15 protein-coding genes and 1 pseudogene are annotated in these 14826 nt (G+C 70.3%); 9 read left to right on the top strand and 7 right to left on the bottom strand.

The features are described 5' to 3' along the window. Positions 1–161 precede the first annotated feature (161 nt). Entirely contained in the window at positions 162–752 is a 591-nt protein-coding gene (locus OG202_RS32780) for an N-acetylmuramoyl-L-alanine amidase (RefSeq protein WP_327727859.1), read from the top strand. A 56-nt stretch (positions 753–808) separates the two neighbouring features. Further along, on the top strand, positions 809–1732 hold the full coding sequence (locus OG202_RS32775) for a 1-aminocyclopropane-1-carboxylate deaminase/D-cysteine desulfhydrase (protein WP_327727860.1): 924 nt from the start codon (positions 809–811) through the stop codon (positions 1730–1732). A 54-nt stretch (positions 1733–1786) separates the two neighbouring features. Here the strand turns inward: OG202_RS32775 and OG202_RS32770 are convergent, their stop codons facing one another. After that, entirely contained in the window at positions 1787–3382 is a 1596-nt protein-coding gene (locus OG202_RS32770) for a Na+/H+ antiporter (protein ID WP_327727861.1), read from the bottom strand. Between the two features lie 59 nt (positions 3383–3441). Here OG202_RS32770 and OG202_RS32765 point away from each other — a divergent pair, with 59 nt between their 5' ends. The 3 genes from OG202_RS32765 to OG202_RS32755 all read left to right on the top strand — a co-directional run bounded on the left by OG202_RS32765 (position 3442) and on the right by OG202_RS32755 (position 5583). After that, positions 3442–3702 carry a UBP-type zinc finger domain-containing protein gene (locus tag OG202_RS32765; RefSeq protein ID WP_326577643.1) on the top strand — a complete coding sequence of 87 codons (261 nt, stop codon included), beginning with the start codon at positions 3442–3444 and terminating at the stop codon, positions 3700–3702. 316 nt (positions 3703–4018) lie between these two features. Continuing rightward, complete coding sequence (locus OG202_RS32760) at positions 4019–4432, top strand: anti-sigma regulatory factor (RefSeq protein ID WP_200304968.1); 414 nt, start codon at positions 4019–4021, stop codon at positions 4430–4432. Continuing rightward, positions 4429–5583 (top strand): SigB/SigF/SigG family RNA polymerase sigma factor, encoded by a 1155-nt coding sequence (locus OG202_RS32755; protein WP_326577644.1) that lies wholly within the window; start codon positions 4429–4431, stop codon positions 5581–5583. The genes OG202_RS32760 and OG202_RS32755 overlap by 4 nt, the downstream gene beginning before the upstream one ends. Before the next feature lie 38 nt (positions 5584–5621). On the opposite strand, the gene OG202_RS32750 is transcribed toward OG202_RS32755, so the two are convergent. Further along, positions 5622–6074, bottom strand: coding sequence for a hypothetical protein (locus OG202_RS32750; RefSeq protein ID WP_327727862.1), 453 nt, complete (start codon positions 6072–6074; stop codon positions 5622–5624). A gap of 121 nt (positions 6075–6195) precedes the next feature. On the opposite strand from OG202_RS32750, the gene OG202_RS32745 reads away from it, so the two are divergent. Then, complete coding sequence (locus OG202_RS32745; RefSeq protein WP_327727863.1) at positions 6196–7167, top strand: diacylglycerol/lipid kinase family protein; 972 nt, start codon at positions 6196–6198, stop codon at positions 7165–7167. 318 nt (positions 7168–7485) lie between these two features. Then, entirely contained in the window at positions 7486–7743 is a 258-nt protein-coding gene (locus tag OG202_RS32740) for a WhiB family transcriptional regulator (protein ID WP_003992873.1), read from the top strand. A 203-nt stretch (positions 7744–7946) separates the two neighbouring features. Here OG202_RS32740 and OG202_RS32735 read toward each other — a convergent pair whose 3' ends face one another. Then, positions 7947–9413 (bottom strand): sensor histidine kinase, encoded by a 1467-nt coding sequence (locus tag OG202_RS32735; protein ID WP_327732121.1) that lies wholly within the window; start codon positions 9411–9413, stop codon positions 7947–7949. A 513-nt stretch (positions 9414–9926) separates the two neighbouring features. Beyond that, positions 9927–10077: pseudogene (locus tag OG202_RS32730) on the bottom strand (TetR/AcrR family transcriptional regulator); the annotation flags it as partial. On the opposite strand from OG202_RS32730, the gene OG202_RS32725 reads away from it, so the two are divergent. Further along, the gene (locus OG202_RS32725) at positions 10022–10471 is read left to right on the top strand and encodes an SDR family NAD(P)-dependent oxidoreductase (protein ID WP_328223994.1); all 450 of its coding nucleotides are present in this window, start codon (positions 10022–10024) and stop codon (positions 10469–10471) included. The pseudogene OG202_RS32730 and the gene OG202_RS32725 overlap by 56 nt on opposite strands. A 29-nt stretch (positions 10472–10500) precedes the next feature. Beyond that, positions 10501–11286 (top strand): glucosamine-6-phosphate deaminase, encoded by a 786-nt coding sequence (gene nagB / locus OG202_RS32720; protein WP_326577648.1) that lies wholly within the window; start codon positions 10501–10503, stop codon positions 11284–11286. Between the two features lie 150 nt (positions 11287–11436). Here nagB and OG202_RS32715 read toward each other — a convergent pair whose 3' ends face one another. The 3 genes from OG202_RS32715 to OG202_RS32705 are packed head-to-tail and all read right to left on the bottom strand — an operon-like array spanning position 11437 to position 14824. Beyond that, positions 11437–12984 carry a glycoside hydrolase family 3 protein gene (locus OG202_RS32715; RefSeq protein ID WP_327727865.1) on the bottom strand — a complete coding sequence of 516 codons (1548 nt, stop codon included), beginning with the start codon at positions 12982–12984 and terminating at the stop codon, positions 11437–11439. Between the two features lie 8 nt (positions 12985–12992). Beyond that, positions 12993–13835: a carbohydrate ABC transporter permease gene (locus OG202_RS32710; RefSeq protein ID WP_326577651.1), complete on the bottom strand. Its 843-nt coding sequence runs from the start codon at positions 13833–13835 to the stop codon at positions 12993–12995. Further along, on the bottom strand, positions 13832–14824 hold the full coding sequence (locus OG202_RS32705) for a carbohydrate ABC transporter permease (protein ID WP_327727866.1): 993 nt from the start codon (positions 14822–14824) through the stop codon (positions 13832–13834). Before OG202_RS32705 ends, OG202_RS32710 begins: the two co-directional genes overlap by 4 nt. Positions 14825–14826 lie beyond the last annotated feature (2 nt).

Below are 14826 nucleotides of genomic sequence, written 5' to 3'. Positions count from 1 at the left end.
TTTGTCGACCACTCGCGCTCCTGTCCGAGCCCCGCACGAATCTGACCGGATCCACCCGCACGCCCCGCCGGCGACTCGCTCGCGCCAGGGCGTCGGGGGTACAAGCCTGCGTACGAGGCGGCCACGACCCGTGGCCGTCGCACAGTACGAAGGAGTCGGCCATGGCCCCACCCATGTCCGCGGGCAGGTTTCTCACCGTCCTCAAGAACGAGGGCGTCCGGGTCGTCGAGGTCGGCGACTGGGAGCATCACAACCGCAACCACGTGGGCCCCTGGGGCCCCGTCCACGGCGTGATGATCCACCACACCGTCACCTCCGGCAGCGAGCGCACCGTCCGCATCTGCCGCGACGGGTACTCGGGCCTGCCCGGCCCCTTGTGCCACGGCGTCATCACCAAGGACGGCCGGGTCCACCTCGTCGGCTACGGCCGCGCCAACCACGCAGGCCTCGGCGACGACGACGTGCTGCGGGCCGTGATCGCCGAGGAGGCCCTCCCGAAGGACAACGAGGCCAACACCGACGGCAACCGGCACTTCTACGGTTTCGAGTGCGAGAACCTCGGAGACGGCCAGGACCCCTGGCCGGAGGCCCAGCTCGACGCCATCGAAAGGGTCTCCGCGGCCGTCTGCCGCCACCACGGCTGGAACCAGCGGTCCGTCATCGGCCACCTCGAATGGCAGCCCGGCAAGGTCGACCCCCGGGGCTTCACCATGGCCCACATGAGAGACCGGATCCGGGCCCGCCTGCAGTAGGGGCCCGATCGCGGGCGAAGCCGACGCCGACCGGTCATGTGTCCGACAATGGGCACGTGACCGGACAGCCCGCCGCCCCCGACCCCGCCGTCCTGCACCCCCGGCTGCCGTCGCCCCTCCAGGAGGTCGCGGACGAGCGTTTCGCCCGCCACGGCGTCCGGCTGCTCCTCAAGCGCGACGACCTGATCCATCCGCGGCTCGTCGGCAACAAGTGGCGCAAGCTGGCCCCCAACCTGCGCGCGGCGGCCGGCCGGCCGCTGCTCACGTTCGGCGGCGCCTACTCGAACCATCTGCGCGCCACCGCCGCCGCGGGCCGCCTCCTGGGCCTGCCCACCATCGGCGTGGTCCGGGGTCAGGAACTGGCCGATCGCCCCCTCAACCCGTCCCTGGCCCGCTGCACGGCGGACGGCATGCGCCTGCACTTCGTCGACAGATCGACGTATCGCCACAAGTCCGACCCGGCCACCCTGGCCGCCCTCCTCCGCGCCGCCGACGCCGAGGGCGCCTACGTCGTCCCCGAGGGGGGCAGCAACGCCCTCGCCGTACGCGGCTGCCAGGACCTCGGCGCGGAACTGCGCGGCCGGGCCGACGTCGTGGCCCTCGCCTGCGGCACCGGCGGAACCCTCGCCGGTCTGGCCGCCGGCCTGGCCCCCGACCAGCGCGCCCTCGGGATCCCGGTCCTCAAGGGAGGTTTCCTCGAAGGGGAGATACGACGACTCCAGGACCAGGCTTTCGGTGGTCCGCGCGGCGACTGGCGTCTCGACGACCGCTTCCACTTCGGCGGCTATGCCCGCACCACCCCCGAACTGGACGCCTTCGCCGACGACTTCGAGACGCGCCACTCCCTCCCCGTGGAACGTCTCTATGTCGCCAAGTTGCTCCACGGACTTGTCGCCCTGGCGACGGAAGGCGCCTTCCCGCGCGGGACGACGGTCACCGCGGTGATCACGGGCCGCCCGTTCGCGGAACACACGGCCTAGGACCGGCCCAGGACCGGTCGGACCGGTCGGACCGGTCGGACCGGTCGGACCGGTCTAGGACGCCTCCCGATAGACCGCCGCCTCCTCCAGGTCCAGTCGCCGCAGGAGCGTGCGCAGCATCTCGTCGTCGATGTACCGGCCGTCCCGCAGCTTCACGAAGACCGCGCGTTCGGCGCCGATCATCTCCCGGGAGAGGCGGCTGTAGGTGTGGTCGACGCTCTCCCCGGTCCTGGGGTTCACCGCGCCGAGCCGCTCCCAGACGGCGTTGCGGCGCCGTTCCAGGACCGTGCGGAGGCGGTCGACCAGCGGGGGCGGCAGTTCGTTGCGCTCGTTGGCGAGGAGGTCGTCCAGACGGGCCTCGGCGGCCCGGGACGCCTGGGCCTGGGCGTTGGCCTCGGCCAGGGTCTCGGCCTGCTGGTCGCGCCCCGGCAGCTTCAGGACCCGGATCAGCGGCGGCAGGGTCAGTCCCTGGATGACGAGCGTCCCGATGACCGTCGTGAAGGTCAGGAAGAGGATCAGGTTCCGCTCGGGGAAGTCCTCCCCGCCGTGCACGGTGAGCGGGATCGAGAAGGCGATGGCCAGCGAGACGACCCCCCGCATGCCGGCCCAGGCGATCACGAAAGGCGCCTTCCAGGTGGGGTTGTCCTCCCGCTCCCTGATGCGTCGCGACAGCATCCGCGGCAGGAAGGTCGCCGGATACACCCACAGGAAGCGGGTCGCGACCACGACGAGGAAGAGGGCCACGGCGTACCAGCTGGCACGGACCCCCTCGTACTCGCCCAGACCTTCGAGGACGACCGGGAGTTGGAGACCGATGAGGGCGAACACGGCGGATTCCAGCAGGAAGGCGACCATCTTCCAGACGGCCTCCTCCTGGAGGCGGGTGGCGAAGTCGACCTGCCAGTTGCGGTAGCCGAGGTACAGGCCGACGACGACCACGGCGAGCACCCCGGAGGCGTGCACCCACTCGGCGAGCCCGTAGGCGACGAAGGGGATCAGCAGGGAGAGGGTGTTCTGCAGCAGCGCTTCGCTGAGGTGCGTGCGCAGCCAGTGGATCGGCATCATCAGCAGCAGGCCCACCGCTATGCCGCCGACCGCCGCCACCAGGAACTCGATGATGCCGCCGGTCCAGCTCGCGCCCTCGCCGATGGTGGCCGCGAGGGCGACCCGGTAGGCGGTGATCGCGGTCGCGTCGTTCACCAGGGACTCGCCCTGCAGGATCGTGGTGATCCTTGACGGCAGCCCCACGCGCCGGGCGACCGCCGTCGCCGCGACCGCGTCCGGCGGCGCCACCACCGCGCCGAGCACCAGCGCGGCGGTCAGCGGCATCCCCGGCACGATCTGGTAGGCGGCCCAGCCGACGGCGAGCGTCGCGAAGAGGACGTAGCCGACCGACAGCAGCGCCACGGGCCGCAGTTGGGCCCGCAGGTCGAGGTAGGAACTGTCGCTGGCGGCCGTGTACAGCAGCGGGGGCAGGATCAGCGGCAGGACGATCTCGGGATCGAGCTCGTAGTGCGGCACTCCGGGCAGATAGGCCACCGCGAGCCCCGCCGCCACCAGCAGCAGCGGGGCGGGCACCGGCGTACGCCGGGCGGCACCGGCGACCGTCGCGCTCCCGGCGACCAGCAACAGCAAGGGCAAAAAGTGCATCGCTTCCGCCGCCTTCATTTCCGCGCGAGGTTCCGCGCACCCGTCGTAACCTGGCAATCATGAAACAGTGCACGCACGCGGACGCGCTGCCGCACCCCGAGCCCGATCCCCTGAGCGAGACCTGCCCGGAGTGCCTGGCCGCCGGGAGCCACCCGGTGCAGTTGCGGATCTGCCTGGAGTGCGGACACGTGGGCTGCTGCGACTCCTCGCCGATGCGGCACGCGACCGAACACCACAAGGAGAGCGGCCATCCCATCATGCGTACGTTCGAGGCGGGCGAGAGCTGGCGCTGGTGCTTCGTGGACCATGTACTCGTATGACGCCCGAAGCCGAGACGTCGCACGACGGAACCATGTCACCCCGTGACACGTCGACGTACTCGTGTGACACGGTTCGGCAGTCCGGCGCCTGGGTACGTCAATCCGGCGCGCGCTCTTCCTATTTGAGGCCCGCAGACCTCTAGCCACCGAGCGTATTCATAGGCTTACTATGAGTGACAGCATGGGGTGGGGTCCTCAGGACCCCGAGGACACGACGCTCGGTAGCGCGATAGCGTCACCGCTGAACCACGTAGCGCGTTACCCCGGGGGGCGACCCTCGGCCCCCGAAACAGCTTGTACCACCTTGGAGGTGAGGGTGTCCCAGATCGCAGGCGAGCCCGGGACCCAGGACTTCGTGGAAGTCCGGCTGCCGGCCGCGGGTGCCTACCTGTCGGTGCTGCGTACGGCGACGGCCGGCCTCGCGGCACGTTTGGACTTCACCCTCGACGAAATCGAGGACCTGCGCATCGCGGTCGACGAGGCCTGCGCGATCCTGCTTCAGCAGGCCGTGCCCGGCTCGGTGCTCAGCTGTGTCTTCCGCCTCATCGACGATTCACTGGAGGTCACGGTGTCGGCCCCCACCACGGACGGCCACGCCCCCGCACGTGACACCTTCGCCTGGACCGTGCTGTCGGCCCTGGCGGGCAAGGTGTCCTCCGCGGTCGCCGACGACAAAACCGTTTCGATCAGCCTCTACAAACAGCGCGGCGCGGGACCCGGGCCGGCGTGAGGAACGGGGACGGGCCGGTGCGGGACGAAGAACGCGGCACACGGGAACTTCCCGCGGAGGATGACGGCGGTCCGAGCGCGCCGGCGCATCTGGCGGACGGCGTCGACGGCATCCCCGAGCAGGCCCGGCCGCACCCGGAGGACGAGTCCTCGGCGGCCGGAGCCTCTCGGTGGGCGGATCCGGCCGACGGCGAGGAGCGCGAGGCACCCTCCGACGGGCAACGGGCTCCGGAGGGTGTCCTCCGGAGCACCACGTCCTCACGAGGGCGGACTGGGGCCTCCCCCGCTCGAGCACAGTCGAGAGCTGGGGGAACGGTGACGGCGGGCGGGACTATGAGCGAGCACGAGCGACACGACGAGGCGGGCGCGCAGAGCGTGCGGAGCACGCGGCACGACCCTCAGGACCGCAGTGGGGCGCGAGCCCTGTTCGTAGAGCTGCGCGCCCTGCCGGAGGGCAGTGCCGAGTACGCGGAGATGCGGAACCGGCTGGTCCGGATGCATCTGCCGCTCGTGGAGCACCTCGCACGCCGGTTCCGCAACCGCGGTGAGCCGCTGGACGACCTGACGCAGGTCGCCACCATCGGCCTGATCAAGTCGGTCGACCGCTTCGACCCGGACCGCGGCGTGGAGTTCTCCACGTACGCGACCCCGACGGTCGTCGGCGAGATCAAGCGTCACTTCCGCGACAAGGGCTGGGCGGTGCGGGTGCCGCGCCGGCTGCAGGAGCTGCGCCTCGCGCTGACCACGGCCACGGCCGAGCTGTCCCAGCAGCACGGCCGCTCCCCGACGGTGCACGAGCTGGCCGAGAAACTGGCCATCTCGGAGGAGGAGGTCCTGGAGGGCCTGGAGTCGGCCAACGCCTACTCCACGCTGTCCCTGGACGTCCCCGACACCGACGACGAGTCCCCGGCCGTCGCGGACACCCTCGGCGCCGAGGACGAGGCGCTGGAGGGCGTCGAGTACCGGGAATCCCTGAAGCCGCTGCTCGAAGACCTCCCGCCCCGTGAGAAGCGCATCCTGCTCCTGCGCTTCTTCGGCAACATGACCCAGTCGCAGATCGCCCAGGAGGTCGGCATCTCCCAGATGCACGTCTCCCGCCTGCTGGCGAGGACCCTGGCGCAGCTCCGGGAGAAGCTGCTGGTCGAGGAGTAGCGCAGACGGGGAGCGGATACGCCGGTGCGCACGACCGGCTACCGCTTCGTCTCCTCCGCACGCCCCGGCCCCTGGATTCCGAGGGCCTGGGTCGTCGCGGGATTGATCAGCAGGACCAGCGCGGCCACCGCGACCACGGCCAGCACGATGCCCGCCGGGATCGCCACGCTGTCGGCGCGCAGCAGGTTGTAGGCCACCGGCAGCGCCATGATCTGGGTGATGACGGCGGGCCCCCGGCTCCAGCTCCGCCGCAGCAGCAGCCCGCGCGCGGCGATCAGCGGCAGCAGGGCCAGCGCGATGAGGGTGACGCCTCCGGTGACGCCGGTGGTCAGGTCGTCCGCGTCGCCGTTGAAGCCGAGGAGGAGCATGGCTCCGCCGCCCACCAGCAGGGCCACCCCCTCCAGAGTGGCCAGCGCGGCCGCGGCGGTCAGCCGCCCGGGGCGGGGCTCGGCGTCGGAGTCGTCCGGCGTGGGGGTCTGCTCAGGGCTCACCCGTGAAGGGTAGCCCTCGCCCCTCCACGCGCCCCCACGTGCTCATCGTCACTACCCGATCTCCCCCTTGATCCGCACCTCGGTATGGGCCGAGTACCACCCAGTAGGTACCCTGCAACTCATGCGTGCACTTCTCGTGGTCAATCCGGCGGCTACCACCACAAGCGCACGTACGCGCGATGTGCTCATCCACGCCCTCGCGAGCGAGATGAAGCTCGAGGCGGTCACGACCGAGTACCGGGGCCACGCCCGGGACCTGGCCCGCCAGGCCGCGGAGGGCAAGGACGACATCGAGCTGGTCGTCGCACTCGGCGGCGACGGCACGGTCAACGAGGTCGTCAACGGCCTGCTGCACCACGGCCCCGACCCCGACCGCCTCCCCCGCCTCGCCGTGGTCCCCGGCGGCTCCACCAATGTCTTCGCCCGCGCCCTGGGCCTGCCCAACGACGCCGTGGAGGCGACCGGCGTCCTGCTCGACGCGCTGCGCGAGAGCCGGGAGCGCACGGTCGGCCTGGGGATGGCCGCCGGCACGCCGGGCACGGAGGACGAGGCGGTGCCGTCCCGCTGGTTCACCTTCTGCGCCGGCTTCGGATTCGACGCCGGTGTGATCGGCCGGGTCGAGCAACAGCGGGAACGTGGACGGAAATCCACACACGCTCTTTACCTGCGTCAGGCATTTCGGCAGTTCCTGGAAGAGCCCCACCGCAGACTCGGCACGATCACTTTGGAGCGGGCCGACGAGGAACCCATTTCCGATCTTGTGCTGTCCATAGTCTGCAACACGTCCCCGTGGACGTTTCTGGGCAATCGCCCGGTGTACGCGTCACCTAAGGCCTCGTTCGATAAAGGTCTCGACGTGCTCGGTCTCAGCCGCATGTCGACGCCCGCGCTCGCCCGATATGGCACACAGTTGCTCACTTCGTCCCCCGAGCGCGGACCCCAGGGCAAGCACGCCACTACTCTGCATGACCTGACCGACTTCACCTTGCATTCGAAGGCCCCGCTCCCCCTCCAGATGGACGGCGACCACCTCGGACTGCGAACGAGCGTGACGTTCACAGGCGTACGCCGTGCACTGCGTGTGATTGTGTGAGCGGAACGGGCAAAAGTCCTTCCACTCGAACGTTTAGGCCAGGATCCACCCCATGGAAGTACGGCTGTGACACAGTCGACACCGAGGAATCAAAAAAAACTTTCCGGAAGGGGTTGTATCCGCCGCTGAGGTTTGCGAGTCTCTACGTGGCGCTCGGGACAGCCCGCAACACCGGCTCAAGCAAGCGCCAGAATCCCTCCTCAATCCACAGGACCACACCAGTCTGTCTGGTGATCGGCCCTTCACTTGTTGAGGGATTCGTGAAAGCGTTCACATTCACAAGCAACGTGCATGTAATACCAAGGAGAGGTAGCAGCCATGGACTGGCGTCACAACGCCGTTTGCCGCGAGGAAGACCCCGAGCTCTTCTTCCCCATCGGCAACACCGGTCCTGCGCTGCTGCAGATCGAGGAAGCCAAGGCTGTCTGCCGTCGCTGCCCGGTTATCGAGCAGTGTCTGCAGTGGGCGCTTGAGTCCGGCCAGGACTCCGGCGTCTGGGGTGGTCTCAGCGAGGACGAGCGCCGCGCCATGAAGCGCCGCGCCGCCCGCAACCGGGCCCGTCAGGCATCCGCCTGACATCCCACCCAGCAATAGCCTGAGCTTGGCGGCGCGCACAGCGAGTGCGCTTCTCCCGCCCCCGAGCCGCAGCGCGCAGTGCCCCCGATGCGCTTAATCAGCCACGAGCCCGAGCCCCGGACCACATGATGGTCCGGGGCTCGGTGCTGTTTCCGGTACGACAGCCGTGGTGCCCGCTGGGGGTACGACCGCCGTATTCGCCGCTACTTCTGGGCGCGCACCGGGATGTCCAGGATCACCTGGGTGCCCCGCTCCGGAGCCGGGACCATGTCGAAGGTGCCGCCCAACTCCCCCTCCACCAACGTCCGTACGATCTGCAGGCCGAGGTTGCCGGAACGGTGCGGGTCGAAGCCCTCGGGGAGGCCGACGCCGTCGTCCTGGACGGTGACGAGGAGACGGGTCTCCTTGGTCGTGCCGCCGCGCACGGCCGACACCTCGACGTTTCCGGTGTCTCCCTCGCGGAAGCCGTGTTCGAGCGCGTTCTGCAGGATCTCGGTGAGGACCATGGAGAGCGGGGTCGCGACCTCCGCGTCCAGGATGCCGAACCGTCCGGTGCGCCGGCCGGCGACCTTGCCCGGTGAGATCTCGGCGACCATCGCGAGCACCCGGTCGGCGATCTCGTCGAACTCCACACGCTCGTCCAGATTCTGGGACAGCGTCTCATGCACGATCGCGATCGACCCGACCCGTCGTACCGCCTCTTCGAGGGCCTCGCGGCCACGCTCGGACTCGATGCGGCGGGCCTGGAGGCGCAGCAGCGCGGCGACCGTCTGGAGGTTGTTCTTGACCCGGTGGTGGATCTCCCGGATGGTCGCGTCCTTGGTGATCAACTCGCGCTCGCGGCGCCGCAGTTCCGTCACGTCCCGCAGCAGCACCAGCGAACCGATGCGCGGCCCCTTGGGCTTGAGGGGGATCGCGCGGAACTGGATCACCCCGTCGATGGACTCGATCTCGAACTCGCGCGGCGCCCACCCGCTCGCCACCTTGGCCAGCGCCTCGTCCACCGGCCCCCGGGACGGGGCGAGTTCGGCGGTCGTCCGGCCGAGGTGGCAGCCCACGAGGTCGGCGGCGAGGCCGAGGCGGTGGTACGCGGAGAGGGCGTTGGGGGAGGCGTACTGGACGATGCCGTCGGCGTCGAGCCTGATCAGTCCGTCGCCGACGCGCGGCGAGGCATCCATGTCGACCTGCTGGTCAGGGAACGGGAACGCGCCCGCGGCGATCATCTGGGCCAGGTCGGAGGCGCTCTGGAGGTACGTCAGTTCCAGTCGGCTCGGGGTCCGCACGGTCAGCAGATTGGTGTTGCGCGCGATGACGCCGAGCACGCGCCCCTCCCTGCGCACCGGGATGGACTCGACCCGTACGGGCACCTCCTCTCGCCACTCCGGGTCGCCCTCGCGGACGATCCGGCCCTCGTCGAGGGCGACGTCCAGGAGGGGGCGGCGGCCGCGCGGGACCAGGTGGCCGACCATGTCGTCCTGGTACGAGGTGGGGCCGGTGTTGGGGCGCATCTGGGCCACGGAGACATAGCGGGTGCCGTCACGTGTGGGGACCCAGAGGACCAGGTCGGCGAAGGAGAGGTCGGACAGCAGCTGCCACTCCGACACCAGCAGATGCAGCCATTCCAGGTCGGAATCGCTGAGACCGGTGTGCTGGCGGACGAGTTCGTTCATGGAGGGCACGTGTGCGAGCGTACCTGGCAGTACGGACATGACCGGAAACAGTGGTCGGTATGGCCGGTCAGGGCTCGGTAACCGGCTGCCGCGGGCCCCGGAAACACCCGCGGGCCGCGGCGCCTGAGAGGGACCCTCAGCCCTCCCGGCACCGCAGCCCGGAGCAACATCGGCCGTGGGGTGTGCGGTCCCAGTCGGCCGAAGGATGAGGATCCGGAGCAGTCAGGGCAGAGAGCGCCGGGTCCTCGGTCCGCCTTCCTGTGCGGGGAAGACGGAGGCTTGTCGTCGTCGCGTGCGATCGTCCGCGGCCGGGGCCGCTGATCGATCACATGCTCCACCACGCATTGTTGACTAGACCACTGCGTGTGTCCATGCGTTGGCGGATGTTTGTTGTTGTTCCCTTGTCCGACATCCACCGACGGCTCACACGCAGAGTAGCCGCTTCGGCCCGGGGGTGGGCCGGAATGCCGTGGCCTGCCCCCCGGCCGGTTCCGCGACCGGTCCAGTGACACGTCAGGGACGGGGCCGGATCGCCGGGGCGAGTTCGGCGACCGCCTCCAGCTCCTGTCGGGTGGCCCCGTCCCGGGCCTGCCGGGACATGCTGGGACATGCCCTGGATGACCGCTCCGGCCTGCCGGGCCAGGGCGGTGGCGCCGGTGTCCGCGAAGTGCGCGGTCACGACCTTGCCCCGTTCGCTCGCGGCCGAGACGGCACCCCGCGGCCTCTTCGCCAACTCCGTCGGACCCGGCTTCATCGACACCGACCTGACGCGCGCGGCGCTCGCCCATCCGGCGGTGCGCGCCCACGCCGAGGCGGTCTCGGCCCGCAAGCGCGTCGGCACGGTCTCCGACGTCGCGGACGTGGTGGCGTCCCTGGCCTCACCCGGCACCCGCTGGATCACGGGCCGGCGCCTCGACGCGACAGGGGGCTCGCTGCTCGGCCCGCACTGGACGGCTCCGAGCCGGTCGACCCCTGTGGCGCAGGAGCCACCCCTGCTAGATTGGTCTACACCACATGAGAGACGCTTGACCCCGCGGGTTCCGGTCGAGCCCTCTTGAGTCCTTCTTTCCAGATCGGCAGGCCCAGCGTGGAAGTTGTCATCGTTCCGGATGCCAAGGCGGGTGGCGAGCTCATAGCCGAGGCGATGGCGGAGTTGCTCCGGCGGAAGCCCGATGCGCTGCTCGGGGTGGCCACGGGGTCGACCCCGCTGCCCATCTACGAGGCGCTGGCGGAGAGGGTGCGGTCCGGTGCCGTGGACGCCTCGCGGGCGCGGGTCGCGCAGCTCGACGAGTACGTGGGGCTGCCGGCCGAGCATCCCGAGTCCTACCGCTCGGTGCTGCGACGGGAGGTGCTGGAGCCGTTGGGGCTCGGCATGGACGCGTTCATGGGGCCCGACGGGACCGCCGAGGACGTGGCGGGGGCGTGCGAGGCGTATGACAAGGCGCTGACCGAGGCGGGGGGTGTGGATCTGCAGTTGCTCGGCATCGGGACCGACGGGCACATCGGGTTCAACGAGCCGTGCTCGTCGCTCGCCTCCCGGACGCGGATCAAGACACTGACCGAGCAGACCCGGATCGACAACGCGCGGTTCTTCGACGGCGACATCGAACAGGTGCCGCACCACGTCATCACCCAGGGCATCGGCACGATCCTGGAGGCCCGGCACCTGGTGCTGCTCGCCACGGGCGAGGGCAAGGCGGACGCCGTCGCGGCGACCGTGGAGGGGCCGGTGGCGGCGGTGTGCCCCGCCTCGGCGTTGCAGCTCCACCGCCACGCGACCGTCGTGGTGGACGAGGGCGCCGCGTCGAAGCTGAAGCTGGCGGACTACTTCCGGCACACGTACGGCAACAAGCCTGACTGGCAGGGGATCTAGGGCTGCCGGGGGTACGAGCAGGCGCCACCGCCCGGTGAGAAGGGCTGTGGCGCCTGCTTGCGTGGAGCTATGGGCTGTCGGGCGAGGGGTGCTCGTAGGTGGGTGGTCGCGAGGAGCCCTTGCCGGTCCCGAGCCGACCCCGCCGATTCGCTACCGCGCCCCCGCGATGACCTCCGCCGCCGCCCTTCCGCAGACCCTCGCCGCGCCGTGGGTGGCGATGTGGAGGGCGCCCCGGGGTGGGGACTGGGGGATGCCCATCTCCACGACGATCGTGTCGGGGCGCGCGGTGAGGAGGGTGTCGAGGGCGGTGGTCATCCAGGGGTGGCGGTGTTCGTCGCGGACGACGGCGACGATGCGGCGGGTGCCGGCGACCGCCAGGGCGGAGGCTCCGGCGCTGTCGCCCGTGAAGGTGCCGGTGTCCGTGCCGGGGAGGAGGCGGGCCAGCTCCGCACCGACGCCCCAGGGGGTCTCGTCGCCCACGGCGATGTTCGCCACCGGGGTGAAGGCCGCGACGTAGAGAGGCTCGGTGGGCGGCTCGTGGGGCTCCGCGAAGGTCGTCGTGAGGGCGCGGCGGGCGGCCACGAGGCCGACGCCCCCGCCGGTGCCGTCGGTCTCCCCGATGGCTTCGGGCCCCCTCCCGTCGCCGTCGCCCGCTCCCCCGGCGGCCGAGCGCGTCCACTTCGCCAGTGCCCGCACCCGGTTGGCCGCGTCCGCCAGGCGTTCCTCCGGGAGGTCACCGTCGCGGACGGCGGTGACGAGGGCGTCGCGGAGGCGGCGGACGGTCTCCTCGTCGGCGAGGCCACCGCCGACACAGATGGCGTCGGCGCCGGCGGCCAGGGCGAGGACGCTGCCGTGTTCGATGCCATAGGTGCCGGCGATGGCCCGCATCTCCATGCCGTCGGTGACGATGAGGCCGTCGTAGCCGAGTTCGCCGCGGAGGAGGTCCGTGAGGATGCCGTGGGACAACGTTGCCGGAAGGTCGGGGTCCAGGGCGGGGACCAGGATGTGGGCGCTCATGATCGCGCGCGAACCGGCGGCGATGGCGGCCCGGAAGGGTGCCAGGTCCCGGGAGTCCACGAGCGAGCGGTCCGCGTCGATGCGGGGCAGGGAGAGGTGGGAGTCGACGGCGGTGTCGCCGTGGCCCGGGAAGTGCTTGGTGCAGGCGGCGACGCCCGCGGCCTGGAGGCCGGTGACATAGGCGGCCGTGTGGCGGGCGACCAGGCCGGGGTCGGCGCCGAAGGAGCGGACCCCGATGACGGGGTTGGACGGGTTGGCGTTCACGTCGGCCGACGGGGCCCAGTTGAGGTTGACGCCGCACTCCGCCAGGCGGCGGCCCAGGGCGAAGGCGACCGCTCGGGTGAGGTCCACGTCGTCGACCGCGCCCAGGGCGTGGTTGCCCGGGAAGGAGGAGCCGGTGCGGACCTCCAGGCGGGTGACGTCGCCGCCCTCCTCGTCGATCGCGACCAGGACGTCCTCGTGCTCGGCGCGCAACCGGGCGGTGAGGGCGGCCAGTTGTCCGGGCGAGGTGATGTTGCGGCCGAAGAGGCCGACGGAGGCGAGGCCCTCGCCGAGGCGGCGCAGCAGCCAGTCGGGGGCGGTGGTGCCCGTGAAGCCGGGCTGCAGGACCGTCAGCGCGTCCCGCGTGAGCCCGTCCCGTCCGGAGGGAGAACCGGGCGAGCCAGTGGCGAATGTCGTCATCGGGGTGGTCATCCCTTCACGGCGCCCGCGGTGAGGCCCGCGGCCATCTTGCGCTGGACGAGGAGGAAGAGGACGACGATCGGCACGGCCATCAGGGTGGAGCCGGCCATCATCGGGGCGTATTCGGTGCCGTGTTTGGTGGTGAAGTTGCCGAGCCAGACGGTCGCGGTCTGGTTCTGCTGGCTCATCAGCATCAGGGCGTACAGGTACTCGTTCCACGCCTGGATGAAGCCGTAGACCGAGGTCGCCACCATGCCCGGTGCGAGCAGCGGGAACACCACGCGGATGAAGGCGGTGGTGCGGGAGCAGCCGTCGACCATGGCCGCCTCCTCCAGCTCGCGCGGGATGTTGACGATGAAGCCGCGCAGGGTCCACACGGTGAACGGGAGGATGAAGGTCAGATAGGTGATGATCAGGCCGGTCAGGCGGTCGTACTGGCCGAGGTCGTTCAGGAGCAGGAAGACCGGGATGATCATCGCGACCAGCGGGACCATCTGCACCGCCAGGATGCCGACGATGACCACTTTCCTGCCGCGAAAGGCGAAGCGGGAGATGGCGAGGGCGGCCAGCATGCCGACGACGATGCCGATCACGACGACCGTGAGGGAGACGACGAGGCTGCGACCGACCGGGCCCCAGAAGTCGGCGATGTCCAGCGCCCGGCCGAAGTTGGCGAAGGTGACCGACGTCGGCAGCAGGCTGGGGTCGGGGTCGATCGCGTCCTTGGCGGGCTTGAACGCCGTGTTGAGCATCCAGTAGACGGGGAAGCCCGCGGTGACGAAGACGAACAGGCCGAGGAGGTTCCAGCCGAGCTTGGACCTCCGGGGACCGGAGACGGTGGCGGTACTCATTCGACCTCTCCGATCTTCAGCATCTGGCGCATGTAGACGCCGATCACGCCGAGCAGCAACAGCACGGTCAGCAGGGCGATCGCCGAGCCCTGCGCGTAGTCGTTGACCACGAAAGCCCTGTCGTACGAGTAGGTGGTGAGCAACTGGAACTCGGCCTCCGGGTGGCCGTTGCGCATCACGAAGACCTGGGGGAAGACGCCCATGTCCCAGATGACGGAGAGGGTCGTGAGCATCACGATGATCGGCTTGAGGATGGGCAGCGTGACGTAGCGGAACACGCCCCACGCGCCGGCGCCGTCGAGGCGTGCGGCCTCCTCCAACTCCTTGGGGACCTGGGTGAGTCCGGCACTGAGGGTGATGACGACGAACGGCACCGCGCCCCACACCACGAGGAGCGTGATGACGGCCAGGCCCTCGGGTCCGCTGGCGAACCAGTTGTGACCGATCATGTCGACGCCGGGGAGCTTGCTGAGGAGCGCGTTGAAGATGCCGTAGTCGGAGTCGAAGAGCCACTTGAAGACGGTGGTGGCCACGATGATCGGCATGCCCCAACTCGCCACGAGCGCGATGTTGACGAGCATCTTCACCCAGCCGGAGACCCGCTGGAGCAGCAGGGCGATCGCCATGCCGATGACCATCGTGAAGACGACGCAGGCGGCGGCGAAGACGACGGTCCGGACGACGACCGTCCAGAACTCGCTGTCGCCCAGCACCTTGGAGAAGTTGTCGAGGCCGACCGACTCGGCGGGCTTGAATCCCCACAGCTGGGACTGGCCGAACTCCTGGAAGGACAGGGTGACGAGGCGGACCAGCGGATAGCCGAGGACGACGGCGAGAATCAGCAGGCAGGGGGCCAGGAGGGCCCAGGGGACAGCGGCTCCACCTGTCAAACGTCTGGTCGAACTCCTGGTCTCCACCGGAGGAGTTGGCGGCGGCGCCGGCCGCGCGGGCGGCACCTTCGCAGGGGCGGTCGTGTCTGCGGCACTCATCG

This window comes from Streptomyces sp. NBC_00310, assembly GCF_036208085.1.
GTDB lineage: Bacteria > Actinomycetota > Actinomycetes > Streptomycetales > Streptomycetaceae > Streptomyces.
This window is presented reverse-complemented; position numbering and strand designations above follow the sequence as displayed.

Coding starts and splice junctions, on each gene's coding strand:
- OG202_RS32780 (WP_327727859.1), top strand. CDS start 162: ATGGCCCCACCCATGTCCGCGGGCAGGTTTCTCACCGTCCTCAAGAAC.
- OG202_RS32770 (WP_327727861.1), bottom strand. CDS start 3,382: ATGCACTTTTTGCCCTTGCTGTTGCTGGTCGCCGGGAGCGCGACGGTC.
- OG202_RS32765 (WP_326577643.1), top strand. CDS start 3,442: ATGAAACAGTGCACGCACGCGGACGCGCTGCCGCACCCCGAGCCCGAT.
- OG202_RS32745 (WP_327727863.1), top strand. CDS start 6,196: ATGCGTGCACTTCTCGTGGTCAATCCGGCGGCTACCACCACAAGCGCA.
- OG202_RS32740 (WP_003992873.1), top strand. CDS start 7,486: ATGGACTGGCGTCACAACGCCGTTTGCCGCGAGGAAGACCCCGAGCTC.
- OG202_RS32735 (WP_327732121.1), bottom strand. CDS start 9,413: ATGAACGAACTCGTCCGCCAGCACACCGGTCTCAGCGATTCCGACCTG.
- OG202_RS32725 (WP_328223994.1), top strand. CDS start 10,022: ATGCCCTGGATGACCGCTCCGGCCTGCCGGGCCAGGGCGGTGGCGCCG.
- OG202_RS32715 (WP_327727865.1), bottom strand. CDS start 12,984: ATGACGACATTCGCCACTGGCTCGCCCGGTTCTCCCTCCGGACGGGAC.
- OG202_RS32710 (WP_326577651.1), bottom strand. CDS start 13,835: ATGAGTACCGCCACCGTCTCCGGTCCCCGGAGGTCCAAGCTCGGCTGG.
- OG202_RS32705 (WP_327727866.1), bottom strand. CDS start 14,824: ATGAGTGCCGCAGACACGACCGCCCCTGCGAAGGTGCCGCCCGCGCGG.